The organism is Cupriavidus basilensis (assembly GCF_000832305.1).
Classification (GTDB): Bacteria; Pseudomonadota; Gammaproteobacteria; order Burkholderiales; family Burkholderiaceae; genus Cupriavidus; species Cupriavidus basilensis_F.
Genome location: NZ_CP010537.1, coordinates 917,528 through 942,616 on the forward strand (window position 1 = coordinate 917,528; position 25,089 = coordinate 942,616).

Consider the following 25,089-nt stretch of genomic DNA (forward strand, 5'->3'; position numbering starts at 1 on the left):
TTATGTGAAAGGGTGGGACAACTCCATTGACGAAATGGAGGGGCGGCTGAGCCTAGACGGTTGCACCATTGCCTTTGATCACTCGGTGGGCGCCGCTGGCACACGGTTCATGCCATCGCTGTTGTACGAACTGCGGCGTCGCATTCTTTTAAGGGCGCGAACAGGTACCTCCACTCACCGAACGCTCCGCCACAAGCTCTCCGAGAAAGCGGCCGGTCATATCGGCTACATGGCTGCAGCAAGTCAAGAATTGGGACGTCATTCGAATTCCATTCTCGAGTGGGTCTCAGTGACTTGGTAGTGTCAAAAAAAAGATGAGTAGCGAAGTCGTTACCAAACCGGACGGGAAACCCACGTCCAAACCAGAAAGAAGGAGGAGGCGATTATGAAGTTGAAGTGCATTGCTGCGGTATCAATGCTCGCTGGTGCGGGAAGCGCATTTGCGCAGACAAATGTGACGCTCTATGGCGTGGTCGATGCCAACGTCGAGTATGTCAATCATGTTGGCGCGGTGCCTCAGGCAACAAACGGTTTCAACCCTGGGACCGCCAATAGTGCTTACCGCATGGGCTCGGGTGGCCTGTCCGGATCGCGCTGGGGTATTCGTGGCACAGAAGACCTGGGAGGGGGGCTGAAGTCAGTCTTCGTACTCGAAAGCGGCTATGCCGCGGATACGGGTGTCGGCCAGCAAAGTGGCCGGATGTTTGGTCGTCAGGCTTTCGTCGGCCTGCAAAGCGCCGGCCTCGGGCAGCTGACTTTTGGTCGTCAGTACACCTCGATGTTCGACGCGCTGGCCAACTTCGCCCCGGCTTCCTACGCGACGCTCTACGAGCCGACGGTGTTGCAGAACGGTGGCAACTACCGGGAGGACAATACCATCAAGTACACGGGGCAATTTGGTCCTCTGTCGGCATGGGCTCACTGGTCGTTCGGTGTCGGGTTGACTCAGCCTCAGGTCGCCGCGGGAGTGCCTGCAGTCGGCGGCAACGGAGAGGTTCCCGGGCAGTTCCGCCGCGACAGCGCGTATGGTGCAGCCGCGATGTATGCGGTGGGTCCGTTTGCCGGAACCATCGGCTACGACCAGTGGAATCCGTCGATTGGCATCGCCAGCGGATCAGTCAAAAAAGCGTCGGTTGCTGCGAGCTATACCGTTGGCCCGGCGAAGATCATGGGGGGCTACCGTTGGGGGCAGAGCAAGAATGCAACGGACGTCGTGATGTTGCGCGACGATTACTACTGGATTGGCGCCAATTATCAGGCAACGTCTGCCCTGGGTTTCACGCTTGAGTATTCGTACGACAATCTGAAGAACCTTTACGGCAATACGAATGCAGCCAATCCCTGGCAGATCGCATTTATTTCGACGTATGCCTTCTCGAAGCGCACTGATGTCTATCTGAGCACCGCATACTCCAAGAACGCCGGCCTGACACTTGATTCGTTGGCGACCGGCTACCTCACCAGCCTTTCCCTTGGCTCCAGCTACGTACTGCCAAGTGGGGGGAGTTCGATGCTGGGCGTGGCTGTCGGCCTGCGCCACAAGTTCTAAAGTCGTTCGATATCTGCCTGGCGGGCCACGTTGCCTTGCCAGGCGGATCGCGGCTGTCTTCACTAACCACCAGGGCGACGCGATGCAGGTGGCGCGGGAAATTCGCTCGGGCCTAACGGCTTCCATGGAATCACATGCAATCGCATCGCTCGCCCGCATTCCACAGATGCGTAATGGCAAGCTGCGGCGGGTGTGTAGCTTTCGCATCTCGCGGGTTCCCGCGGGATGCAGCGCGCAGCACCGTTGGCCTGACGGTGAGGGTGAGGCGCTCATGAAGTGGGTTAACCCCCATGGCACTCATGCGATTCACCGTTCAAACTACACCTAACGTTTGTAAGGTAATTTCGAATCCGGATGTGGATTTTCCTCGGACGGGACGACACCTCATGCACACGGAGACGCCCATGTTGCAGCCAGCCGGCGCAAGGTTGCGGGATCACCAGTACGATATCGGCACGATCTTTCAAAGTCCGGGCCGATCAGCTACCGCGGAAGGCCAGGTGAGGGTCATGCCGCTGGCCCGCGGCCTGGCCGTGCTGGCAGCCTTCGGCCCGGAGCAGGTGTGGTTGGGCAATCAGGACGTTTCCCTCGAAACCGGCATCCCCGCGCCGACGGTCTCCCGCCTGATGCAGTCGCTGGTCGCACTGGGCTACCTGCACCAGGACGAAGGGCGCCGCAAGTACCGCCTTACGGCGGCCTCCTTGTCGCTCGGTTACGCAGCCATCGCCGACCCCGCGGTTCGGCGGGAGGCCAGCGTCGAAATGCGGAAGTTCGCCGAAGCTACCGATACCTACGTGGTGCTCGGCACACGGGACCGGCTCGATGTGATCGTTCTCGACAGCCGTGTAGGCAGCCAGGTAGTGCTGGACCTGCGCCTGACGCCGGGTACGCGACTGCACATTGCGTCTTCCCTGATGGGATCGGCCTTGCTGGCCGCGATCCCGGAACTGGAACGCTGCTACCTGCAGGGCAACGTGGAGCGCAAGGCCGGCCGCGAGTGGCCGACGCTACGGCGGCGCATGGCCGAGAAGATCTCTCAGGTCCAGGAACGGGGCTTCTGTATGTCGCTCGGCGAGTGGGAGCCGGAGTTGGCCACAGTCGCCGCGCCAGTCTGCGTGCCGGACCAACCGCCCCTGGCATTGGCCTGCATTGGCCGTACCGCCCGCATGCAGCGTGCCCGAGTCGAGCGGGAGCTCGGGCCGCGGCTGGTCGCCACGGCACAATTGCTGCAGGAGCGGCTTACGGCACGTGAGTGACGCGAGCCAGATAGCCGCACCGAAATCCATGACGAAATTCAACCGCCTCCACGTCATCCGCCAAGTCGATCGTCTCACGCTGCGGCCGTTCCTTTCCGCCATCGAACAACAGCAGATCGGGCGCGCCGCAATCCGCGAGAACGTTGCCGCATCGACTGCAATCAAGCCTGCAATCAAGCGTATCCGAGACTTGGAGGATATTGTCAATCGTAAGGCTCATGTGGCCGTGGATGCCCAATCCTGCACTCGGGCGCGTCCCCCGGCCTGATGGCGCGTTTCCTACCTTTTGTAAGGCGCACGGAGTGGCAATGACTCAATCCTCACCGGTCACCTTGACGCTGGAGCGTGGCCTCAAGGTGCTGCGCGCCTTTCGCGCGGAGCGGGTGCCCCTGACCAACAGTGAGTTGGTGCGTCGAACGGGGCTCTCAAAGTCCACGGTGTCCCGGCTGACGATGACGCTGGTCGGCCTGGGCTTCTTGCGCAGGGTGGCGGGCGGGCCGCAATTCGAGCTGGCCGGCGGTCCGCTTGGCATCGGGCACGCGTACCTGGAAACCAACGCGGTGACACGGCTCGCCCATCCGTTCATGCAGCAACTGGCCGACCGGCTCAACGCGTCCGTTGCACTTGCGGTGCCTAACCAGCTTGACATGCTCTACATTGCCTATCGGACCAGCACGCGCATCGCCACGCTGCGGCTGGGCGTGGGGTCGCTGCTGCCGATGGGGTTGACGGCGATCGGGCGCGCCTGGCTGTGGGGGTTGCCCAAGGACGCACGGGCTGACTACGTGGCATCCGTGATCGAGGCCGCGGGTCCGCAGGCGGGAGACATCAGGAAGAACATAGAAGCCGCATTCGATGACTTGCGCGAGACCGGCGTCTGCATGTCGGTCGGCGAATACCAGCGCAACGCATACGGCATTGCATTGCCGCTAAGCGTGGGCCGCGCCGGCATGCTGATGGCGCTGAACTGCGGCGCGGTCGAACTTCGGCCGGACGTCGAGTCGATACGGGCGAGCATGGTGCCGGAACTCAAGGCTGCTGCGGTGGAACTGATGGTGCTGCTGCGCGATGTCGGTACCGAGGCTTAAGGCGCTGGTAGCGGGGATCGTGTATCCGTCCCGCATCATTCGTCAGCGTAGGCCTGGATTGTGTTCCGTACTTCGGAAATGAAAATTGGGGCAACGGATTCAACTACGCCGGCGCCCGTGCGGGGTAACCCCCGTCAACGCCCGGATGCATGCCGCGCCGCGGCATTCCAAAGTACGGCACAACCCCGCCGGGACGATTGACTCGCGCAGGCGCGTCGAGCACGCTGGTTCCATGCGATGGAGATGGCGCGGCGTGGAGCCCCCGATGCTGCATGGGGCCTGCCTTGCCCACATCGCGCCGCAGTAACCGTGCAACCAATACGCTGGATTTTCAATGAGTGACTCTCTGCACAATGACTGGATCCCTACGGGAGACGATATCGCCACGGCGAACGTGTCGGCGCTGGTCGCGCGCCTGGGCCTGAAGGACTACGATGAACTGCTGGCCTTCTCGAACGAGAAGCCCGACGCCTATTGGGATGCCGTGATCGACTTCTGCGGCATGGTCTGGGACGTTCCCTACGAGAAGTACGTAGATGCGTCGAAAGGACAGCCGTTCCCGAAGTGGTTCCCGGGTGGGCAGCTCAACTGGGTCAAGTCCGCGCTCAAGTGGGCAGATGATCCCGCGATGGCATCGCATGCCGCGGTTGTTGCCGAGCGCGAGGACGGATCCGCCCAGCGCCTGAGCTATGCCGAGCTGGCGCAAAAGGTCGCCGCCTTCGCCGGCGGGCTGAAGGCCCTGGGTGTGAAGCGCGGCGACCGCGTTGGCCTGTTGATGGAAAACGGCGTCGAGGCGACGGTGACCTCGCTGGCCATTGCCTGGATCGGCGCGGTGACGGTGCCGCTGTTCAGCGGCTTCGGCGTCGATGCGATCGTGTCGCGGCTGTCGTCATGCTCGGCCAGCGCGCTGGTAGCCACCACCGGCTTCTCGCGCCGCGGCAAGTGGGTCGATACGCGCAGCTTGGTCGACGAGGGCCTGTCGCGCCTGCCGGACCTCGGCATCGTCGTCTGGAAGCATGCTGGCGAGGCAATCGACTTCAGCGGCAAGGTGCTGGACTGGCAGCAGGTTGCCGCCTCGCAGCCCGACGCAGCACCGGCGCGGATGTCGCCGGACGATCCCTTCATGATCATCTATACCTCGGGCACCACCGGGAAGCCCAAGGGCACCGTGCATACCCACGGCAGCTTTCCGATGAAGATCGCGCACGATTCCGCCGTCCATTTCAATGTCAGCGGGAAGGATGTGTTCTGCTGGCCCGCGGACATGGGCTGGGTGGCCGGCACGCTGGTGATGTCGTGCGCGCTGCTGCGCGGCGCGACGCTGGTCTGCTATGACGGCGCCCCGGATTTCCCGGACTGGTCGCGCATGTCGCGCATCGTCGAGCGCTATGGCGTGACTCACTTCGGCTCCGCGCCCACGCTGATCCGGGGCCTGGCCGCCAACGAGCCTATCGCCACGCAAGGCGATGTGTCGACGGTCAGGTTGCTGATCACGGCAGGGGAGGGGATCGATCCCGAGCACTTCCTGTGGTTCCAGAAGGCGTTCGGCAGTGGCCGCAGTCCCGTCATCAACTACACCGGTGGCACCGAGGTTTCCGGTGCGCTGCTGTCCAGCGTGATCGTCAAGCCGATCAGCCCGGCCGGGTTCAACACAGCATCGCCATCAGTGGCGGCCGACGTGGTGGATGCCGATGGCAAATCGCTGACCAACACCGTGGGCGAACTTGCGATCCGCCGGCCCTTCGTCGGCATGACGCAGTCGTTCTGGCAGGACGACGAGCGCTACCTCGACGCCTACTGGCGCACGGTGCCGGGCATCTGGGTGCACGGCGACCTGGCGCTGCGCCGCGACGATGGCACCTGGTTCATGATGGGGCGCTCCGATGACACCATCAAGCTGGCAGGCAAGCGGCTCGGGCCCGCCGAGATCGAGGACGTGCTGCTGGAACTGCCGGAGATCGCCGAGGCCGCCGCGATTGGCGTCGAGGATCCGGTCAAGGGACAGAAACTGGTGGTCTTCCTGGTGCCATCTGCCGCCATGGCGCTGTCGCAGGAAGCGCTGGCGTCCGTTGTCAGCAAGCATGTCGATGGCCGCCTGGGCCGCCCGTTCCGCCCGTCCGTGGTCCACGTAGTGGCGCAGCTGCCGAAGACGCGCAGCTCGAAGATCATGCGGCGCGTCATCCGCAGTGTCTACACCGGCGTGCCTGCCGGCGACCTGTCCGCGCTGGACAATCCGCCGGCGCTTGATGAGATTCGTGCTGCCGCAGCGCATTGATGGCGTATTGACGCCGCATCGATTAACGGGGGCATGTGTATTTCATTGTTCGCTGCACACTCCCCCGCACTTTTATTCAGGAGATCCCATGTCGAAAAGCAATGCCGCGCCGGGCGCGGCCTACGAACAGTATTCGAGCCTGGCGTTTGACCGCCCTAGCGAGGGCGTACTGCGCATCACGCTGAACCGTCCCGAGCGCCTGAACGCGCTGGATGCACGTGGCCACGACGAGATCGCCCGCGTTTGGCGTGATATCGACGCCGACCCGACCGTGAGCGCCGTGGTGCTGTGCGGCGCGGGCAAGGCCTTCTCGGCCGGAGGCGACTTCGAAATGGTCGAGGAGATGATCGATTCCTTCGATGCGCGCGCCCGCGTCTGGCGCGAGTCAAAGGACCTGGTCTACAACATCATCAATTGCTCCAAGCCGATCGTTTCGGCGATCCATGGCTCCGCAGTCGGTGCGGGACTGGTCGCTGCGCTGCTGGCGGATATCTCGGTGGCGGCTCGCACCGCCCGACTGGTGGACGGCCATACGCGTCTCGGCGTTGCCGCCGGCGACCACGCAGCGATCGTGTGGCCGTTGCTGTGCGGCATGGCCAAGGCCAAGTACCACCTGCTGCTGTGCGAGCCGGTGAGCGGCGAGAAGGCGGAGCAGATGGGCCTCGTGTCGCTGGCCGTGGATGAGGCGGATCTGCAGGACACGGCGGTCTCGATCGCCACCCGTCTTGCCAATGGTGCACCGTCGGCGATCCGCTGGACCAAGTATGCGCTGAACAATTGGCTGCGCCAGGCAGGCCCGACCTTCGACGCCTCGCTGGCGCTGGAGATGTTTGGCTTCGGCGGCCCCGAGGTCAAGGAGGGAGTGGCCTCGTTCCGTGAGAAGCGCGGTCCGGTCTTCCCGCGTACGACCACCGCCTGAGTTTGCGCCTGACCGCCGCGGCACGTCACCGCGGCGGATCATTCAGTGGCGGACCAGCCAGCCGGCGTCCTTGTGAGTAACAGGGTCGCTTAGCCGGGCGCTGCCGTCGCACTGGCACTGACCAGGTCGCCATTGCTCTCGATCCAGTTGACGGAGAGCAGGGCGCCAGTTACAGCGACGAGAGCCGGTCCCAACGCAGCAACGAGCCATTGCATGATCGGCATGGTCGTTCTCGCCATTCCCCGATCCGATCAGTTCCGGCTTACATGAAATACGGCTTGTCGCTGTCGGTATTCGGCTTGTTCACGCCAAGACTTGCGCCGGCGTGCAGTTGCGGCGACTCAATGACCTTGACGATAAGATCGGCCACGCTCCTGCGCGACACGACGGTGCCCTTGAAGGGATCGTGGCGCCCCGTCAGCTCATAGTCGACTTCGTCCTCATCGGTCAGCCACGCCGGGCGGATGATGGTGTAGTCGAGCCCCGAGGCTTCGATGACATTGGCCGCGCGGCGGAAAGGTTTCAGGTCTTCGCCGATCGTGGCGTCGTTCCACTGGCCGAACTTGCCCGGCACTTCGTCGTAGATGCCAAGTGATAGCACAAAGACCAGGCGCTTGACCCCCGACGCCCGCATCGCCGCGATGACGCTTCCCGCCTGTACGTCGAGGTTCTCGCCGGTCAGGTTGGCATAGGCGATGTCCTGGCCGGCCATGGCTTGCGTGAGCAGCTTCCTGTCCAGAACATCGCCAATGACGATCTTCGAGTTCGAGGGCTCGTTGCCTGAGAGTCTTTTCGGATTGCGCAGGAGCAGCGTTAGCGCGGTGTCGCTGCGGTTGGCCAGCGCCTGGATCACCCATTGCGCGATCTGGCCGCTGGCGCCAAGAACCAGGATATTGTTCATGCTTTGTTCCTTAGATAAGCGGGAGGGCGCCAGGCATGAGCCGGTCGTCCAGGGCGGGCTCGCCGTGGGCAACGACGCGGCTCATCTGGCATGGGTTACAGGTGTTCCTTGAAGAACGGCACGGCCCTGGCCAGTGCCAGGGCCACCGGCTCCGGCTTGTCATACAGGTCGTAGTGCGACCAGCCTTCCGCGATCACGATGTGCTTGTCTTTTGATGCCGCGCGGCCGTAGATCTCCCAGCCATCGCGGTACGCGCCGAATCCGCCCGGCTTGTCGCCGATCACGATCATCAGCGGCTGGGTCAGCAGCACTTCAGCATGCAGGAACGCATCCCAGCCCATGGCGGCGCTGTTGAAGGAGAAAAGCCCGCTGGTGGCGCCATTCGGCTTCTGGCCGCGAGGTGTCTTGTAGTACTCGGTGGCCTCCAGCACGTCGATGTCCGTGACGCCGTTCTTCTTGCCTTCCTCCACCGACGCTGGAAGGTAATTGATGACGTTGCGCGCTCCGCCCTGGGCCTCCGCGGTGCGCTGCTTGCCCATGGCTTCCAGTGCGCTGACGGGGTCGAAGTTGCTGAAACCTTCGCGGATCAGGCGGCCGAAGTTGACGCCGGTGATCGAAGTCAGCGCCTTGATGCGATGGTCGGTCATCGCGGCGTGGATGGTGTAGGCTCCGCCGCCGCACACGCCGATGGCACCGATGCGCTTCTCGTCGACATACGGCAGCGTGACCAGGTAGTCGATGGCAAACCGGATATCCGATACGCGGATCGCCGGATCCTCGATGAAGCGGGGCGAACCGCCGCTGGCACCCTGGAAGCTCGCATCGAAGGCAATGACAACGAAGCCTTCCTTCGCCAGTGCCGCGGCGTAGACGTTGCCGGAGGTCTGCTCCTTGCAGCTGCCGATCGGGTGCGTGCTGACGATGGCCGGATACTTCCTGCTTTCGTCGAAGTCCTGCGGCAGATAGATGTCGGCCGCGGATTCCCAGCCCAGGTTCTGGTAAGTAACGTGCCTGATGACGCTCGAAGTCATGATGGCTCTCCTGTTGATAAACCGTTTTGAGTACAGCCGGCCCGGCGCAGGGGAGCGCGATGCGCGCAGTCCCTGGCGACGGGAGGGGGGGCGAGGCGTGGTTACTTCAGCGTGCGCTGGAAGAACGGCACGAGCACCGACACGGCCTCGTCGACGTACTTGGTGACGTCGTACATTGACATGTGGTTGGCGCCCTCGACCACGTGGAAGCTCTTGTCCTTGCTGGCGGCGCGGTTGAACAGGTCGTCGCTCATCCACTTGCTGCCGGCCACGCTGCCGGCTACGATCTGGAGCGGCTGCGTCAGGAACGCCTCGGCCTTGTTGTAGGCGTCGTAGGTGATGATCTGGTTGAGGCTGCGCGTCGTCATGAAGCCGGGCGCGTTCGGATGCTCGCAGCGCGGCGTGTGATAGTACTCCCACGCTTCTTCCAGCTCCTTGTTCGGCGCGTCTTCCTTGCGCATCGGGGCCAACGGGAACGTGGCCAGTTCCGCCTTGCCGGCGTCGCTGGTGCGGGCCTTTGAGCCGAGTTCCAGCACGGGAATGGCGTCGGCGTCGCGGATCGTGTTTTCCCAGCCGTTGCGGAACATCTGGCCGATGTTCACCGCGCTGACCGTGCCGACCGCCTTGATGCGCCGGTCATTGATGGCCGCGTTGGCCGTGTAGCCGGCGCCCGCACAGATGCCCATGGCGCCGATCCTTTCCACGTCGACGTATGGCAGCGTCGTCAGGTAGTCGACCACCGCGCTGATGTCCTCCGTGCGGACGTACGGGTTCTCGAGCTGGCGCGGCTCGCCGGTGCTTTCGCCCTGGTACGAGGCGTCGAACGCGATGGCGACCAGCCCGTTTTCGGCCAGCTTCTTCGCGTACAGGCCGGCGGTCTGCTCCTTCACGCCGCCGCCGGGGTGGGTCACGACGACGGCCGGATATTTCCCGCCCTGCTCAAAGCCCGCCGGGAAGTGGATGACTGCGGCGATGGTGATGCCCTGGCCGTTCAGGTTCTTGATATTGACTGTTTGCATGATGGGTCACTCCGTGTGTGAACGGTGATGGGCGTGTGGATGAGGCAATGATAGGAACTGGATTGCGAAAGATAAACGGGGTGATGAAGACATCAGAGTTAAGCCTCGCTTAACAATGTGCAGTGCGGTGCGCACCCCTCCGACCTGCTGCGGGTCGCGTGACGCCGACACTGCGTTCCTTGGCTGGGTACCGGCGTTTGCGACATTGATGCTGATCCAGTTACTGGCACCTATCAATAAACACCATGGCAGCGTTCCGAGCATCGAAATCCGCGCCCGGCAAGTTGAAGTACGGAACACTGAAGGCTCCGGCGTTGACCTCCGTGCAACGCCGCGTTAATCCTAGGTGCCTGGCCCCCACGGACCGGCGCATCAAGGTCGTGAAGCCGACACGTAAGGGCAAGGAAGTTGCCGAGCGTCTGGAGAAGGCCGCGTCGGCGCTGCGCGTGAAGCTCCTTGGCGACATTCCCGAGGCGGACATAGAGACCGCGACGCGTGTGCTGCACCTGCTGGAGGAACGGTCGATCCGGTACCTTGCGGAAGAAGCGCTGCAATGGGTGCAGGCGCCGGGGGGGGCGGAGTCCGGGGCACCAAGGTAAGCAGGAAGCAAAGGGATGAACATCATATCGGCCGGGTTGCAGAAGATCGACGGGAAGCAGCCGCGCATGAATGTGTTCGCCTGGGCGATTGCCCTTGCCACCGGGCTGGATTATTTCGACAATGCGATGTTCGGCTTTTTCACGCGACACATCGCGGGCGGCATCAATGCGTCGCCTGATGAGCTGGTCTGGGCATCGACGGCATATGCCATGACTTCGGTGCTCGGCATTTTGCAGCAGCAGTGGTGGGTCGAGCGCATCGGCTACCGGCGCTATGTCAGCGCCAGCCTGCTGTTGTTTGCCGCCGGCTCGGTGGCGACCGCACTGTCCGAATCGTCGAAGGAACTGGCAGTGGCTCGCGGGCTGCAGGGGTACTTTATCGGCCCGATGATGAGCGCGTGCCGCATCCAGTTGCAGGTCAGTTTCAACCCGCAGCAGCGCCCGGCTGCCATGCAGGTGTTCCTGGTGATGATCTTGCTGGCGAGCGCGCTCGCGCCACTGTCCGGCGGCTATCTGATCGCACACTTCGGCTGGCGCGCGCTGTTCGCCGGCACGGCGCTCGGCGGTGCCGCTCTGGCGCTGTTTGCCTGGCTGGCCGTGCCGCATTCCGGCCAGGTGCACCCCGAAGCGCGCGGCGACGCGCATTTCTGGCCGTATATCCTGTTTGCCTCCGGACTGGGTGCGCTGCTGATAGTGATGCAGCAGGTGCGCTTTGAGGTGTTCAGCGCCTCGCCCGCACTCGTGTTCCTGACCGTGGCCGGCCTGCTGGCGCTGGCGTGGTTCGTCTGGCACCAATGGCATCACCCGCGGCCGCTCGTTCGCCTCCATGCCTTGCGTGAAAAGACGTTCCAGGTCGGGCTCGTGCTGTACGTACTCTTTTACTATCTGAGTCACTCAATGGGTTACCTGGTTTCGCGCTTCCTGGAGGGCGGCCTTGGGTACCCGGTGGAGAACGCGGGGCAACTCGTCGGCATCACCTCGCTGGTGTCGCTGACTCTGGCATTCGCGTACTTCCGGTACGCATCGCTGGTCCGGCACAAGAAATGGATGATCGTCCCCGGCTTCCTGCTGGCGGTGCTTTTCGGCGCCTGGATGACCCGCATGCCGCCCGGCGCCAGCATGTCGTGGCTGGTGGTGCCAATGGTGCTGCGCGGCCTGCTGTTGTTGTTCGTGGCCTTGCCTGTGGCCAACGTCACCTTCCGGATCTTCGCGGTAGAAGAGTTCAACCATGGCTACCGCTTCAAGAACATCGTCAAGCAACTGACTTACTCGTTTGCGACCGCGACCATGATCATCCTGGACCAGCACCGGTTCGCTCTTCATGAAGCTCGTCTTGCTGAGTTCGTGAACCCGTTCAACCCGACCTACCAGGCCACGCGCGATCGGATGGTCCATGCCTTCGAGAGCATGGGCCACACCAACAATGAAGCCGCCAGCCTGGCGCTGCATGAAATCGGCCGTATGGTCACGCAGCAGGCAAGCTTCCTGAGCACGCTGGATGGCCTCTATTTTTTGACGTGGGTTGCCATCTGCGGCGGCATCTTTGCGATGTGGCAAAAGCGGATAGACTGAAGATGGCACCCGAAGAAGCCGACGACGCCTGCGACTGGCGCGACTGGGACAATTTCTGCAGGGTCGTGGAGGCCGGCAGTTTCACGGCCGCCGGCACTCGGGCTGGGCTGCCCAAATCTTCTGTCAGCGCATCGGTGACGCGGCTTGAGCAACAGCTTGGCATCAGGCTGCTGGAGAGAACCACCCGCCGCGTGCGCGTCACCGAGGCCGGCGAGGCGCTCTATGCGCGTGCGGCGCCGCTGTTGATAGCGCTGCGTGACGTCGCGGCCGACGCGAAGTCGGCAACGCTGGAAGTCCGGGGAACGCTGCGGGTGAGCGCGCCGTACGAGAGCGGATGGCTGCATTTGTCCCCGGCACTCGCCAGGCTCCTCAAGGCGTATCCCGACCTGCGCGTCGAGATCGATGAATTACGAGGGGTGCCCGATCTCATAGAGCAGGGGTACGACGTTGCCTTTGTCAGGACCACCACGCAACTGCCGAGCAGCTCGCTGGTGAGCAAGCGGGTGGTGGCAATGGAGCGGGCCTTCTATGCATCCGTAGCGCTGTGCAGCGCGCGGGGGCTTCCCCAGGCGCCGGAGGAACTTGAAGCATGGCCCGCCATCGCGGAGCCCGCTGATCAGTACTGGGAGATCTGCCAGGGCGGCGTAGAGGTAGCGCGCGTGCCGGTGCAGCCACGCATCCGGACCTCCAATGCCGAGATGCGCGTCCGGGCGGCCGTTGACGGGTTGGGGGTGGCGCGCCTTGCGTCAAGCTTTGTCGAAGACTATGTCAAGCGCGGCGACCTTGTGCGGGTCTTGCCCGCATTCAACTCATCGCCATCCAGGATCTATGCGTTAACGCCTGCGCGTCGGCTGATGCCGGCAAAGGTGCGCGCCTTGCTGGACGCCGTCGGCAGTGCCGACGAATAGCGACGCCCTGCCGTCGCGGTAAACGGGGTGTTCGGAAATTGCATAGGCGGGAAACCGGCCTGGCGGCGATGATATTCATCGTCCCTGACCGTTTTCCGAGCCTCCATGCGCGTTCATCTGCAGTCCCACATGCACGTCAGTCTGCGTCGGCAGTTGCTGGCCTTCCCGCTGTCTGTCGCCGCCACGCACGGGAGGCTGGTGATCAGGCGGCGCGGGTATGAACGCATGCTGCTGCCCGGGCAGGAGGTCACCATCGAGCCGTTCGATGCCATCGACCTGCATCTGGACGGCAGCAGCGTGCAGCCAGCCGCCTGCGTCCTCGAGATCCGGGATATGGTGCCGGCGGCGCCGCACGCTTCGCTGCATCACCGTATCTGCAAACGTGTTTTCCTGCAGCCACAGTACGCGTGGAGCGCCGCCTTTATCGCTGAGCGGCTGAATCTGTCGACTGCGCAGGTTCGCCGCACGCTGTTCGCGCAGGGGACGGCCCTGACCGATCTTTGCCGCACGCAACGGCTGATGCGGGTGCTGTTCGAAGCGATGGCGGGCGATGTTGCGGTGTCCGCTCTGGGGCGCTTCGCCGGCTGGCCTGTCACCAGTGACCTCGACTCCGCTTTCTACGACCGCTTCGGCTTGTCGATGGATGCGGCAAGGCGGCTTGCGACCGGCCGCTCGTCGGGCCGTCGGCTCTCGGTCGCCTGAGCTGGGCGACGTGGCACGCCAGTTCCGGGTGCCGACCCGGCCAAACCATTTCGATGCACGGAACGTCTTGTGAGCCTTGATTGACCGGCGAAGGGCCGGCCGTCAGGATCGATTCCATCAGCCGTCGTCTCACCCGGACGAGGCAGCCAGTGAGATGGAAGCTAAAGAATATGTCCAAGGTGCTTGAAGGTATCCGCGTCCTCGATTTCGGGCGCTTCATTGCCGGCCCGTTCTGCGCAGCGTTGCTCGCCGATTACGGTGCCGACGTCATCCGTATCGACCGGGTCGGTGGCAGCGAAGACCGGTTCATCGTGCCGGTCACGGACTCGGGGGAAGGGGCGCTGTTCCTGCAGTGCAACCGCAACAAGCGCTCGATCACGCTGGATATCGACAGCGAGGAGGGCCGTGAGGTGGTGCGCCGCCTGGTCGAGACGGCTGACGTGGTGGTGGCGAACATGCCGCCGAAAACGCTGGCGAACCTGGGGCTGGATTACGCGACGCTGAGCGCGATCAACCCCGGCATCATCCTGACCGCTTCGACGGCCTTCGGCTCACATGAAGCCGCTGGCCACCGGGTCGGCTTCGACGGGGTGGGGCAGGCGATGAGCGGCGCAGTCTACATGTCGGGCACACCGGACAGTCCCACCAAGGCGATGGTGCCGGTGGTCGATTTCTCGACCGCCCTGTCGTGTGCGCTAGGCACAATGATGGCGCTGTACGAGCGCCGCAACAGCGGACGCGGGCAATGCGTCGAGGCGTCGCTGCTGCAGACGGCGCTGAACCTGTCCAGCGGGGCGCTGATCGAGGAAGCGGCGCTTGCCATCGACCGGCAGGCGATGGGCAACCGCAGCCCCTCCTATGGACCCTCGGACATCTTCCGCGTGGCCGACGGCTGGATCATCGCGCAGGTGATCGGGCAGCCGCTGTTCCGGCGCTGGGCCAATCTGATCGATGCGCCGGAACTGGTGGACGATCCTCGCTTTAGCGACGACCTGCGGCGCGGCGAGCACGGTGAGTTCCTGAGTGACCTGATGAGCAAATGGTGCGCCACCCGCACTCGCGATGACGCGCTGCGGGAACTGGAGAAGGCCAAGATCCCGGCGGCGCCGATCTATTCCCCGCGCGAGGCGCTGGATGATGCGTCGATCCAGGAGTCCGGCGCCTACATCTGGCTCGACTACCCTGGATTGCCGCGCAAGGCACCGATCGTGGCGCCGCCGGCAGTCCTGTCGCGTACGCCGCCCGATGTCGCGCGGCGGCCGCCCACGGTTGGCGAACACACCGAAGAGGTGCTGGCTGAGGTGGGCTACGACCGCTCGCAGGTGCAAACCATGCGCAAGGCCGGCATCGTCTGACAGCGCGATCCGCACCACGAGCAATTCGCACAATGCGAACTGGTGGTTCGCCAGTGACTACTTGAGCGCAACCGCCCGGTTCCACTAGCATCGAATAAGGGCTACCGGGACCTGTCCCGGGCCAAAGGCCCGGAAAGCACGATGCCCTCGCGTAGCTAACAGTTGCAAGGCAATGGAAGTCGAAATGGCCCGGCCGCATGACGCCGGACCGACAAGAAAGGAGACAGCAGTGCAAGCAAATCAATCGCGGCCACTCGAAGGCATCCGCGTACTGGACCTGACCGTGGCGCTTGCCGGGCCGTATGGCTCGCTGCTGCTTGGCGGAATGGGCGCGGAGGTGATCCGCGTGGAAGCGCCCGGTGGTGGGGACATCGCACGAACCAACCCGCCGTTCGTGGGCGGCCACGGCATCCACTTTGGCCAGCGTGAAGACGGCGAGGTATCTCTGACGGTCCTGAACCGGGCCCGCAACAAGAAGAGCATCACGCTGGACCTGAAATCGGAGCAGGGCCGCGAGCTATTTATGCGGCTGGCCGAGCAATGCGACGTGGTGCTCGAGAACTTCAGCGAGGGCACCACCGCCAAGCTCGGCGTGGACTACGAGCAGGTGAAGCAGCGAAATCCGCGCATTGTCTATGCGTCGGTCAAGGCGATGGGCGAGCCAAGTGCGTTCCCAGGGCTCAAGGGCATGGACATCATCGTCCAGGCGCTCAGCGGCCTGATGGAGGTCACTGGCTACGCCGATGGCCCGCCGACGCGCTGCGGCCTGCCAATCGCGGACCTGGTCGCGCCGATGTATGTCGTCAACGGCATCCTGGCCGCGCTGATCCATCGGGGCCGCACCGGCGAGGGCCAGCGTGTGCAGGTGTCGATGCTGGATTGCCTGGCATCGTGGGTGGCTGAAGAGCACTTCGACGTCATGGGACGGGAAGGCTATCCTTCGCGCACTGGCAACTACCATGACCGGCTCGCACCGTTCGGGGTCTACCCGACGCTGGACGGGCACGTGGCAATTGTCGCGTTCCAGCCGGACTGGATGCGCGGGCTGCTGGAATCGATCGGTCAGCCCGAGCTGCTCGAGGACCCCCGTTTCAGCGGCCGCGGGCCGCGCATGCGCAATGCCGCGGCACTCAATGAGGTAATCGCGGGCTGGACGAAGCAGCGCAGCTCGGCCGAGGTGGTGCGCGAACTGCTGGACAACCGCGGCGTGCCCTGCGCGCCGGTGCGCAAGCCCAACGAGGTGCTGCACGACCAGCGTCTGCATGACAGCGGCGCGCTGATGAACCTGGCCCACCCCGAGTTCGGCCCGGTGGACGCGGTGGGCATGGGCCTGCCGATCCGGTTCTCGGCGACGCCTTCGCAGTTCGACCAGCCTGCTATGGAGTTGGGCGGTGCCAACGAGGAGATCTACGGCAGGCTGCTCAAGCTCAGCCCCAAAGAGATCCAGGCATTGCGCGAAACGGGGATTGTCTAACCATTGCCCCGCCGGCTGATACAACAGGAGATAACGCAATGATTTCACGCCGTACCTGCCTGCAGTTGCTACCCGCGCTGGCAACGCTTCCGCTGTCTGCACTTGCGCAGGCCTACCCGTCGCGCCCGGTCCGCTTTATCGTGCCTCTGAGCCCGGGCTCCGGTACAGACGTCGTTGCGCGCTACATGAGCGCGGAGTTGACGAAGACGATGGGCGGGTCGTTCGTCGTCGAGAACCGCATGGGCGCCAGCGGGATCATCGGCACAGATCTGGTAGCAAAGGCGCCCGCCGACGGCTATACGATCCTGTTCAACTACGCGGCGCACTACTCGAACCAGTTCGTGGAGAGGACGCCGTATGACGCGGTCGGCGACTTCGAGCCAATCGCCCGCCTGGCGACCTCGGCGATGGTGCTGGTCACCGCGGCGAACTCACCGTTGCACACAGTGCGGGATCTCATTACCGCCGCGAAACGCAAGCCGGACGAGCTGTCGTATGGCTCACCCGGCAATGGCACCACGCCGCAGATGGCTGCGGCGCTGATGAGCAATATGGCCGGGATCCGGATGAACCACGTTGCATACAAGGCGCCGGCGCAGGTCGCAATCGATGTGGCGGGCGGACAGCTGGATGCCGGCTTCGGCGGCGTGGCCACGTCGTTGCCGCTGGTAAAGGCGGGGCGCTTGCGGGTGCTGGCCGTGACCAGCAAGCAGCGGTCGGGCTATTTTCCCGACGCGCCCACCCTGGACGAGGCCGGCCTGAAGGGCTATGAACTGGTCACCCCGATCTGGGCGTTTGCCCGCCGCGGCACGCCGCAGGCAATCGTCACTCAGTTGTCCGACGCCATGACTAGAGCCGCCGCGGCGCCGGCCTTCAAGGCGTTCTGCATCAGCCAGGGGCTGGAGGTCGACATCCAAGACGCTGCCAGAGCCCGCGCCAATGCGCCAGCCGAACTTGAGCGCTGGAAGCATCTGGTGGCGCTGTCTCAGGCGAAGGCAGGATAACCATGCCGGCATGCTGGGGGCATTCCCCCCCTCTCCCGCATGACGAAGAGGGGGAATCCTGTCCGCGATCGGGAGGTGCTGCTGCTGTATTGGCTCACGAAGCCACAGCCTGCTCCCGCCGCGCCGGCTTGCGCACCTGCTTAGGCCGGACGCCTTCAAATAGGATCGCGCAGAGTTCGTCGATCACCTTTTCGGGCGAACCCTTCTTCGGGTTGAACCAGGTCTGCACGGAAGTCATCGTGCTCAGGACGAACACGCGGCACAGGGCGATGTCGACGTCTTCGCGCAGGTGTCCTTCGGTGCGCAGGTCTTCCAGCATGCCGCTCCAGAATGTCTGATGCTGGGCGCGTCGCTTGAGATGGCGCTCGCGCACCTTGTCCGGCAACTCGGCCAGTTGGCGCCCATGCGCCAGGGTGTAGTCGCCGTACTTGATCATTGCGCTGAAGAGGCCGAGCAGGCCGGCGCGGAAGCGCTGCTCGGAGTCGGCGCCTGGCGGGAGCGCCGCGATGCGCGCCTGCGTGTGCGCAAAGATGCTTTGGGCGCCGTGTTCCATCACCGCGTCGAGCAGTTCTTCCTTCGAGGAGAAGTGGTAGTAGATGCTGGCCGCTTCGATGCCGGCCTGGTCGGCAATCCCGCGCATGGTCGTGGCGGCATAGCCTTGCGTGCCAAAGGCGCGCGCCGCCAGGCGCATCAGGTTCTCGCGGGTGTCCACAGTGGTGGCGTTTGCCTGGCGTTTTGTCATGACTTATGAGGGCCTGAGCCGGGTTCCTGACAGGGTTGTGGAGATACTCCCCATGGAAGTTACTGCATCGGGCGCACAAAATCTACCTAACGTTTGTGGGGTTACGCCCGCGCGGGCGGACTGGAAAACGGTCAGGCCTGTAAGCGGGCGGCAATTCACGCCCGGCGGGTCGGGAATTGGCACTGCTCTGGCGTACTGCGCGCTGCCCTGGGAGATAATCCGGTACAAAGTTTGGGAAGGATGTGATGCGCTTTGATCTGGTCGATCTGAAACTGTTCACGCATATCGCGGAGGCCCAGAGCCTGACCGGCGGTGCGCAACGCTCGCATCTGTCCCTGGCCGCGGCCAGCACCCGCATCAAGAACCTGGAGGAACACGTCGGCGTCAAGCTGCTGAGCCGCAGCAGCCAGGGCGTGAAGGTGACCGGTGCGGGGGAGACGTTGCTCGCCCACGCGCGCCGCGTACTCCGCCAGCTGGAGCAGCTGAGCGGCGATCTCCAGGAGTATGCGGCGGGCGTGAAAGGCCATGTGCGCGTCTTCGCCAACACCACGGCGATGAGCGAGTTCCTGCCAGCCGTGCTGCGCACCTATCTTGTCAACCATCAGGACGTGACCATCGACATGCACGAACGGCTGAGCCCGGACATCGTGCGCGCGGTGCAGGACGGGATCGTGGACATCGGCATCGTCGCCGGCAACGTGCGTACCGAAGGGCTCGAAGTCATGCCATACCGGAACGACCGCCTGGTACTAGCCGCTGCGCTGAGCCATCCGCTGGCCGAGCGCAGCAGCGTGGATTTCGTCGATACGCTGGATTACGACTTCATCGGCTTGCCGGAAGCGAGTGCGATCCACAATTTCCTCAAGCGGGCGGCGGCGGATTTGCAGCGCGCGTTGCGCTGGCGCGTCCAGGTCAGCAACTTCGAGACAGCCTGCCGGATGATCGAGGCGAATGCCGGTGTTGGCGTGCTGCCGGAAACCACCGCCCGCCGCCATGCAAGTACGATGGCGCTGCGGATCGTCCAGCTCAACGATGAATGGGCTGAGCGCAAGCTGCAGATATGCGTTGCGGATCTCGGCGCATTGCCGCTGTTTGCGCGCAAGCTGGTGGACCTTCTGGTCGAGGATGGCCTCGGTCGTCAGGACTGAAGGCGCCCACGAAACCCTGATTCTGCTACTTCTGCGCGGCGACCATCTGCCGGAGCTGGTGCTTGAGCAGCTTGCCGCTGGCCGTCGTCGGAATCGCGGCCACGCGCAGGATCTTTCCGGGGCGCTTGTATGGCGACAGGCGATTGATCAGGTAGGCGTGCAGAGCCCCCGCATCGAACCTCTCTCCATCCTTGATTTCAACAAAGGCGACCACTTCCTCGTTGCCGTCCGCGGCGGGCTGCCCGACCACGGCAGACCGGCGTACGGACGGATGCGTGTTGATGACCGATTCGACTTCATTCGGGTAGACGTTGAAGCCGGAGCGGATGATCAGCTCCCCGGTGCGGCCGACGATGAACAACGCGCCGTCGGGACCCAGCCGGCCGATATCGCCGGTGTTGAGCCAGCCGCCGGGGAGCAAGGCGTCGGCGGTCAGGTCCGGGGCATGGTAGTAGCCGCGCATGACACCGGGACCTCTTACCCATAGCTCGCCCGGTTCACCCTCCGGCACCGGCTTGCCGTTCGGCCCGACCACCTGCAGCTCCGCGCCTTCGACGATCTCGCCCGCCGAGCAATCGGTGCGCGGCCGGTCCATGCGTGTCACGAACAGCGAACCCGCATACTCGGTCATCCCGTAGCCATGGTGCAGCGGTTGGCCGAACATCGTCTCGACCTCTTGCTTGAGCGTCGGATCGAGCGGCCCGCCGCCCGTGTAGAGATAGCGCAGCCGCGGCGAGGGCAGCAACGGCAAGTCGCTCGCACGCACGTGGGCGACGATACGGCTGAACATCATCGGTACGCCCTGTAGCAGCGTGATTGCACCCTGCCGGATTGCCGCGGTGACATCCGCCGCATTGAAGCGCGCGCACAGGTACAGGCTGGCGCCGGCATGTAACGTCGATAGCAGCAGCGTCCCCAGCCCGAAGACATGCGACATGGGCATGACCGCGTAGGCGCAGTCGTCGGCCTGCATGCGGCGGGAATCGACCGTGACGCGCGAAAAGTGCAGCAGGCCCCGGTGCGTGACCATCGCGCCCTTGGGCTGCCCCGTCGTGCCGGAGGTATAGATCAGCGCGGCGACATCGCGCGCGAGTGCTTCAGGCTCGCGCTCGCTGGTTTCGTCGACGGCGCTCGCCATCAGCGGGCCCAGACCGGCCGGGGCAATCTCCCGGGCCCGATAGCGCACGCCGTGCCGCAACGCATCCGGCGACGCAGCGTGGGTGAACAACATCAGGCGTGGCCGGCAGTGCGCCCGGATCACCTCGATTTCCCGTTCTGTCATGCGGGCATTGACGACGACTGGCCACGCCCCCAGTTCCGACAAGGCGAACACTAGTGTGATCACGGCCAGGCAGTTCTCGGCCGCGATCAGCACCCGGTCGCCGGTGCCGACGCCCTGCGCCTGCAGATAGCGCTGTGCATCCTCGATACCCGCCCACAGCTGCGAGAAAGTGGTGGTGCGGCCATCCTCGAAGACCGCCACATGCCCGGGTGCCTGGATGGCCCAGTGGCGCGGGATTTCGCTGATCCGTTGTGCAGGTTCTCGGTCCGGTGGCATCTGGCGGAAATCCTTGTGCGGGTGGAAAGCCGTTCCGCAGGGCGTAGCGCAAGCAGAACGACGCCAGTGGATGTGCGCCGGAAGTGGGGTGCAATCCCGGCGGTACACCACGCCTGACACGCGAGGCGTCCCGTTGCTCCGGGCCGGCTACGGGCGACCTTCAGGCGTCGCGCGCCTCGCGGATCATGTTGCGGGCAATGATGATCTGCTGGATCTGCGTGGTCCCCTCGTAAAGGCGGAACAGGCGCACGTCTCGATAGAAACGCTCGATGCCGTATTCGGAGATGTAGCCGGAACCGCCGAGGATCTGTACTGCGCGATCCGCCACGCGGCCCACCATCTCCGTGGCGAACATCTTGCAGCACGAGGCTTCGGTGGAAACGTTCCGGCCCTCGTCGCGACGGCGAGCGGCGTCGATCACCATGCATTCGGCCGCATAGAGTTCGGCCTGGCTGTCGGCCAGCATGGCCTGGATCAGCTGGAACTCGCTGATGGGCTGGCCGAACTGCTTGCGCTCCAGCGCATAGTTCAGGGCGTCGCGCAGCACGCGCCTGGCCACGCCGACGCTGACGGCGGCGATGTGCAGGCGCCCCTTGTCCAGCACCTTCATCGCGGTCTTGAAGCCCTGGCCTTCCTTCAGGCCGATCAGGTTAGCTGCGGGCACGCGCACGTTCTCGAAGATGACGTCGCAGGTGTGCGCGCCTTTCTGGCCCATCTTCACGTCGCGCTTGCCGAAGCTGATGCCCGGCGTCTTGGCGTCGACGATGAATGCCGAAACCCCGGCCGATCCCTTGATGTCAGGATTGGTACGCGCCATCAGCGTAAACATGCCGGCTTGCGGCGCGTTGGTGATAAAGCGCTTGGTGCCGTTGACCACATAGTGGTCGCCATCCTTGATTGCGCTAGTGCGCAGCGAGCCGGCGTCCGAGCCGGCATCGGGTTCGGTCAGCGCAAACGAGGCCAGGATCTCGCCGGTGGCCAGGCGCGGCAGCCAGGCGGCCTGCTGTTCGGGAGTGCCATCCATGAGGATGCCCTGCGAGCCGATGCCCACGGTGGTGCCCAGCAGCGAGCGGAACGCCGGCGAGGTCTGGCACAGCTCCATGACCACGCGCACTTCCTCTTCCATGGTCAGTTCCAGGCCGCCGAAGCGCTCGGGGATGGTCATGCCGAACAGGCCCATGTCGCGCATGTCCTGCACGATGTCCTGCGGGATCTCATCGGTTTCGGCTACCAGTGCCTCGGCGGGCACCAGGCGTTCGCGCACAAAGCGGCGTACGCTGTCAAGCAGGGCTTCGAGGGTGTCGTTATCACGGATCATTTCAGGTCTTCCTAGATGGCGGGACGGCAGGCGCAGACCGGCCGTCTTCGTCACGCTGTGAACAGGGCCGTGCCTTGGCCAGGCGTAATGGGGTCGCTTCAGTAGCGTTCAAAGACCGCGGCAATGCCCTGGCCGCCGCCGATGCACATGGTCTCCAGTCCATAGCGGCCGCCGCGGCGCTGCAGTTCGTGCAGCAGCGTGGCCAGGATGCGCACGCCCGTGGCGCCGATCGGGTGGCCCAGCGAGATGCCCGAGCCGTTCACATTGAGCTTTTGCTCGATCGCGTCCTGGTCGTTCCAGTCCCAGCCCTTGAGTACTGCCAGCACCTGGCAGGCAAAGGCTTCGTTCAGTTCCACGAGGTCCATCTGGTCGAGCTTCAGGTTCAGGCGCTTGAGCAGTTTCTTCACCGCGGGCACCGGGCCGATGCCCATATGGGACGGCTCGCAGCCTGCCGCAGCCCAGCCGACCAGCGACGCCATCGGGGTCAGGCCCAGTTCGGCCAGCTTGTCCTCGGCCACGATCAGGCAGGCGGCCGAGGCATCGTTCTGCTGGCTGGCGTTGCCGGCGGTGACGGTGCCGTTCGGCATCAGCGCGCGCAGCTTGCCCAGGCTTTCCATTGTGGTGCCGGGGCGCAAGCCTTCATCGCGCGCGAACGTCACCGGATCGCCCTTGCGCTGCGGCACCTGCACTGGAACGATTTCGGCATCGAAGCGGCCGGATTCCCATGCGGCCGCAGCGCGTTCGTGGCTGCGCACAGAGAAGGCGTCGGCCTGCTCGCGGGTAATACCATAGTCGCGGGCCAGGTTCTCGGCGGTCTCGATCATCCCGGAGATCTTGCCGAAGCGCTCGGCCGGCTGCGAGCGCTCGCGGCCGCGGTCGAGGCGGTCGTAGAACCTCACGTTGCCCGAGCGCGAGCCCCAGCGCATGTCGGTGGTGTAGTACTCGATATTGCTCATGCTCTCGACGCCGCCGGCGATCACCACGTCGGCGGCACCGCTCTGCACCATCATCGAGGCCGTGACGATGGCCTGGAGGCCGCCGCCGCAACGGCGGTCCAGCTGCATGCCCGGCACCTCTACCGGCAGGCCGGCCTGCAGCGCGGCCCAACGGCCTACGCAAGGCACCTCGCTGCTGGCGTAGGACTGGGCAAAGACCACGTCGTCGATACGCGCGGGGTCGATGCCGCTGCGTTGCACGACGGCACGCACGGTGGTGGCGGCCAGTTCCTCGACGGACACGGGGCGCAGGCTGCCGCCGAAGGTCCCGACGGGGGTACGGAGGGGAGTGACAATAGCGGCTCGGCGCATGGAAGTCTCCTTGGAAATCTCTCTTGGGTAGATGAAGAAGGCAGTCGGTCAGGCAGTGCCCGCAACGGCCACGAAAGCGGCGCCGCACTGGCACAGCAGGGCGTGGGCCTGGCGCTCCAGGTCCTCGCGGTGTTCGGGGGCGGCGATGTCCAGCATGCGGCGCACGCGCTGCGACAGCGTCTGCCCGCGCAAGTCGGCCACGCCGTGCTCGGTGACGATCAGGCCGGCATCGGAGCGGGGCGTGCTTACCGGGCCGGACAGCTGCGCCACGATGCGGCTTGCGTCCTTGGCGGTCGCCGGCAGGGCAACGATGGGCAGGCCGCCGCGGCTGCGCGCCGCGCCACGCAAGAAATCCACGGCACCGCCAACGGCGCCGACATAGACGCCGGCGGCGACTTCGGCGTTCACCTGGCCGGTCAGATCGACCTCGATGGCGGAGTTGATGGCGGTCAGCTTGTGGATGCTGGCGAGCACCTCGGGGTGATGGGTATAGCTGGTCTCGCGCAGTTGCAACTGCGGATTCCGGTGCGCCCAGCGCCGCAGGCGCTCGCTGCCCATCAGGATGCCGCCGATGCCAACGCCCGTATCGATGTTCTTGCGCGCATTGGTCAGCACGCCGGCTTCGGCCAGCGCCGCAATGCCGTCGCCGACCGCGCCGCTGTGCAGGCCCAGGTCGCGACGGTCGTGCAGCGCCGCCACCACGGCCTCGGGCAGGTTGCCGATGCCCATCTGCAGGGTGGCGCCATCCTCGACCCAGCCGGCGATGTGGCCGGCGATCGCCAGTTCCGCCGGGCCGGGGGCGCTGCGCTCCAGGCTGATCGGCGCATGCGCGGCATCGACCAGCAGGTCGATCTCGTCCACGGTCAGATGGCGGCTGCCATAGGTCCACGGCACCTCCGGGTTCACCTCGGCGATGATCACGCGGGCCCGGTCCAGCGCGGCGGGAATGTACTCATGCACCAGCCCCATGCTGTAGCGGCCTTCCTTGTCGGGCGGCGACACCTGCACCAGTACCACGTCGGCACGCAGCGTACCCTGCCGTATCAGCCCGGGCAGGTGCGAATAGTGGCTGGGTACGATGTCGAGCACGCCGGCCCTGGCCAGAGCACGGTGCGGGCCGCTGGCGGCGTAGCCGAAGAAGTCGAGCACGTCGGCCTGAGCCGGCTGCAGCGTGTCGGACTGGCCGATGCCGACAAAGACGCTGAGCCGCCCGTGCCGGGCAAGCGCGTGGCGATGCTTGACCAGTGCGCGCGTCAGGGTCAGCGGCTCGGCGGTGGCCTGGCCCCACCAGATGTGGTCGCCGGGGCGCAGCAGCGCCTGCAGCCCGGCGGCGAGGGAATTCGGGTCCATGGCAGTGGGATTCA

General features: G+C 64.7%; 22 protein-coding genes and 1 pseudogene. 14 read left to right on the top strand and 9 right to left on the bottom strand.

Annotation, left to right across the window (positions count from 1 at the left end):
- Positions 1–385: 385 nt before the first annotated feature.
- From RR42_RS24870 to RR42_RS24895, 6 genes and pseudogenes are all read left to right on the top strand, one after another.
- A complete protein-coding gene (locus RR42_RS24870) occupies positions 386–1,549 on the top strand; it encodes a porin (RefSeq protein ID WP_043353894.1) in 1,164 nt (387 codons plus the stop codon).
- 509 nt (positions 1,550–2,058) lie between these two features.
- Positions 2,059–2,805, top strand: a complete 747-nt coding sequence (locus RR42_RS24875) for an IclR family transcriptional regulator (RefSeq protein WP_236702182.1) — start codon at positions 2,059–2,061, stop codon at positions 2,803–2,805.
- A 28-nt stretch (positions 2,806–2,833) separates the two neighbouring features.
- Positions 2,834–3,010, top strand: a pseudogene (locus RR42_RS39905) (LysR family transcriptional regulator); the annotation flags it as partial.
- A gap of 103 nt (positions 3,011–3,113) precedes the next feature.
- Positions 3,114–3,893: an IclR family transcriptional regulator gene (locus tag RR42_RS24885; RefSeq protein ID WP_043353898.1), complete on the top strand. Its 780-nt coding sequence runs from the start codon at positions 3,114–3,116 to the stop codon at positions 3,891–3,893.
- A 334-nt stretch (positions 3,894–4,227) separates the two neighbouring features.
- Positions 4,228–6,168: an AMP-binding protein gene (locus RR42_RS24890; RefSeq protein ID WP_052494945.1), complete on the top strand. Its 1,941-nt coding sequence runs from the start codon at positions 4,228–4,230 to the stop codon at positions 6,166–6,168.
- Between the two features lie 88 nt (positions 6,169–6,256).
- Positions 6,257–7,087, top strand: a complete 831-nt coding sequence (locus RR42_RS24895; protein ID WP_043353899.1) for an enoyl-CoA hydratase/isomerase family protein — start codon at positions 6,257–6,259, stop codon at positions 7,085–7,087.
- Between the two features lie 89 nt (positions 7,088–7,176).
- Here the strand turns inward: RR42_RS24895 and RR42_RS40505 are convergent, their stop codons facing one another.
- The 4 genes from RR42_RS40505 to RR42_RS24910 all read right to left on the bottom strand — a co-directional run bounded on the left by RR42_RS40505 (position 7,177) and on the right by RR42_RS24910 (position 10,038).
- Entirely contained in the window at positions 7,177–7,326 is a 150-nt protein-coding gene (locus tag RR42_RS40505; RefSeq protein ID WP_158408310.1) for a hypothetical protein, read from the bottom strand.
- Positions 7,327–7,349: 23 nt separating this feature from the next.
- Positions 7,350–7,988 carry an SDR family oxidoreductase gene (locus RR42_RS24900; protein WP_043353900.1) on the bottom strand — a complete coding sequence of 213 codons (639 nt, stop codon included), beginning with the start codon at positions 7,986–7,988 and terminating at the stop codon, positions 7,350–7,352.
- Positions 7,989–8,083: 95 nt separating this feature from the next.
- Complete coding sequence (locus tag RR42_RS24905) at positions 8,084–9,019, bottom strand: alpha/beta hydrolase (RefSeq protein ID WP_043353902.1); 936 nt, start codon at positions 9,017–9,019, stop codon at positions 8,084–8,086.
- A 101-nt stretch (positions 9,020–9,120) separates the two neighbouring features.
- Complete coding sequence (locus RR42_RS24910) at positions 9,121–10,038, bottom strand: alpha/beta hydrolase (RefSeq protein ID WP_043353904.1); 918 nt, start codon at positions 10,036–10,038, stop codon at positions 9,121–9,123.
- 245 nt (positions 10,039–10,283) lie between these two features.
- Here RR42_RS24910 and RR42_RS37920 point away from each other — a divergent pair, with 245 nt between their 5' ends.
- The 7 genes from RR42_RS37920 (at position 10,284) to RR42_RS24945 (ending at position 17,652) form a co-directional block, all read left to right on the top strand.
- The gene (locus tag RR42_RS37920) at positions 10,284–10,637 is read left to right on the top strand and encodes a hypothetical protein (protein WP_052494946.1); all 354 of its coding nucleotides are present in this window, start codon (positions 10,284–10,286) and stop codon (positions 10,635–10,637) included.
- A 15-nt stretch (positions 10,638–10,652) separates the two neighbouring features.
- Positions 10,653–12,209: an MFS transporter gene (locus tag RR42_RS24920; RefSeq protein ID WP_052494947.1), complete on the top strand. Its 1,557-nt coding sequence runs from the start codon at positions 10,653–10,655 to the stop codon at positions 12,207–12,209.
- 2 nt (positions 12,210–12,211) lie between these two features.
- On the top strand, positions 12,212–13,117 hold the full coding sequence (locus tag RR42_RS24925; protein WP_043353906.1) for a LysR family transcriptional regulator: 906 nt from the start codon (positions 12,212–12,214) through the stop codon (positions 13,115–13,117).
- A gap of 105 nt (positions 13,118–13,222) precedes the next feature.
- Complete coding sequence (locus RR42_RS24930) at positions 13,223–13,819, top strand: hypothetical protein (RefSeq protein WP_043353907.1); 597 nt, start codon at positions 13,223–13,225, stop codon at positions 13,817–13,819.
- A 170-nt stretch (positions 13,820–13,989) separates the two neighbouring features.
- On the top strand, positions 13,990–15,174 hold the full coding sequence (locus RR42_RS24935; protein WP_043353909.1) for a CaiB/BaiF CoA transferase family protein: 1,185 nt from the start codon (positions 13,990–13,992) through the stop codon (positions 15,172–15,174).
- A gap of 229 nt (positions 15,175–15,403) precedes the next feature.
- On the top strand, positions 15,404–16,648 hold the full coding sequence (locus RR42_RS24940; RefSeq protein WP_043353910.1) for a CaiB/BaiF CoA transferase family protein: 1,245 nt from the start codon (positions 15,404–15,406) through the stop codon (positions 16,646–16,648).
- A gap of 38 nt (positions 16,649–16,686) precedes the next feature.
- Positions 16,687–17,652, top strand: a complete 966-nt coding sequence (locus RR42_RS24945) for a tripartite tricarboxylate transporter substrate binding protein (RefSeq protein WP_043353913.1) — start codon at positions 16,687–16,689, stop codon at positions 17,650–17,652.
- A 94-nt stretch (positions 17,653–17,746) separates the two neighbouring features.
- On the opposite strand, the gene RR42_RS24950 is transcribed toward RR42_RS24945, so the two are convergent.
- Positions 17,747–18,394: a TetR/AcrR family transcriptional regulator gene (locus RR42_RS24950; protein ID WP_052494948.1), complete on the bottom strand. Its 648-nt coding sequence runs from the start codon at positions 18,392–18,394 to the stop codon at positions 17,747–17,749.
- 245 nt (positions 18,395–18,639) lie between these two features.
- On the opposite strand from RR42_RS24950, the gene RR42_RS24955 reads away from it, so the two are divergent.
- The gene (locus RR42_RS24955) at positions 18,640–19,542 is read left to right on the top strand and encodes a LysR substrate-binding domain-containing protein (RefSeq protein ID WP_043353914.1); all 903 of its coding nucleotides are present in this window, start codon (positions 18,640–18,642) and stop codon (positions 19,540–19,542) included.
- Between the two features lie 25 nt (positions 19,543–19,567).
- Here RR42_RS24955 and RR42_RS24960 read toward each other — a convergent pair whose 3' ends face one another.
- From RR42_RS24960 to RR42_RS24975, 4 genes are all read right to left on the bottom strand, one after another.
- The gene (locus tag RR42_RS24960; protein ID WP_043353916.1) at positions 19,568–21,100 is read right to left on the bottom strand and encodes a class I adenylate-forming enzyme family protein; all 1,533 of its coding nucleotides are present in this window, start codon (positions 21,098–21,100) and stop codon (positions 19,568–19,570) included.
- 160 nt (positions 21,101–21,260) lie between these two features.
- Positions 21,261–22,418, bottom strand: coding sequence for an acyl-CoA dehydrogenase family protein (locus RR42_RS24965; protein ID WP_043353917.1), 1,158 nt, complete (start codon positions 22,416–22,418; stop codon positions 21,261–21,263).
- A 98-nt stretch (positions 22,419–22,516) separates the two neighbouring features.
- Entirely contained in the window at positions 22,517–23,725 is a 1,209-nt protein-coding gene (locus tag RR42_RS24970; protein WP_043353919.1) for an acetyl-CoA C-acetyltransferase, read from the bottom strand.
- A 48-nt stretch (positions 23,726–23,773) separates the two neighbouring features.
- The gene (locus tag RR42_RS24975; protein WP_082055096.1) at positions 23,774–25,075 is read right to left on the bottom strand and encodes an acetyl-CoA hydrolase/transferase family protein; all 1,302 of its coding nucleotides are present in this window, start codon (positions 25,073–25,075) and stop codon (positions 23,774–23,776) included.
- Between the last annotated feature and the right edge of the window lie 14 nt (positions 25,076–25,089).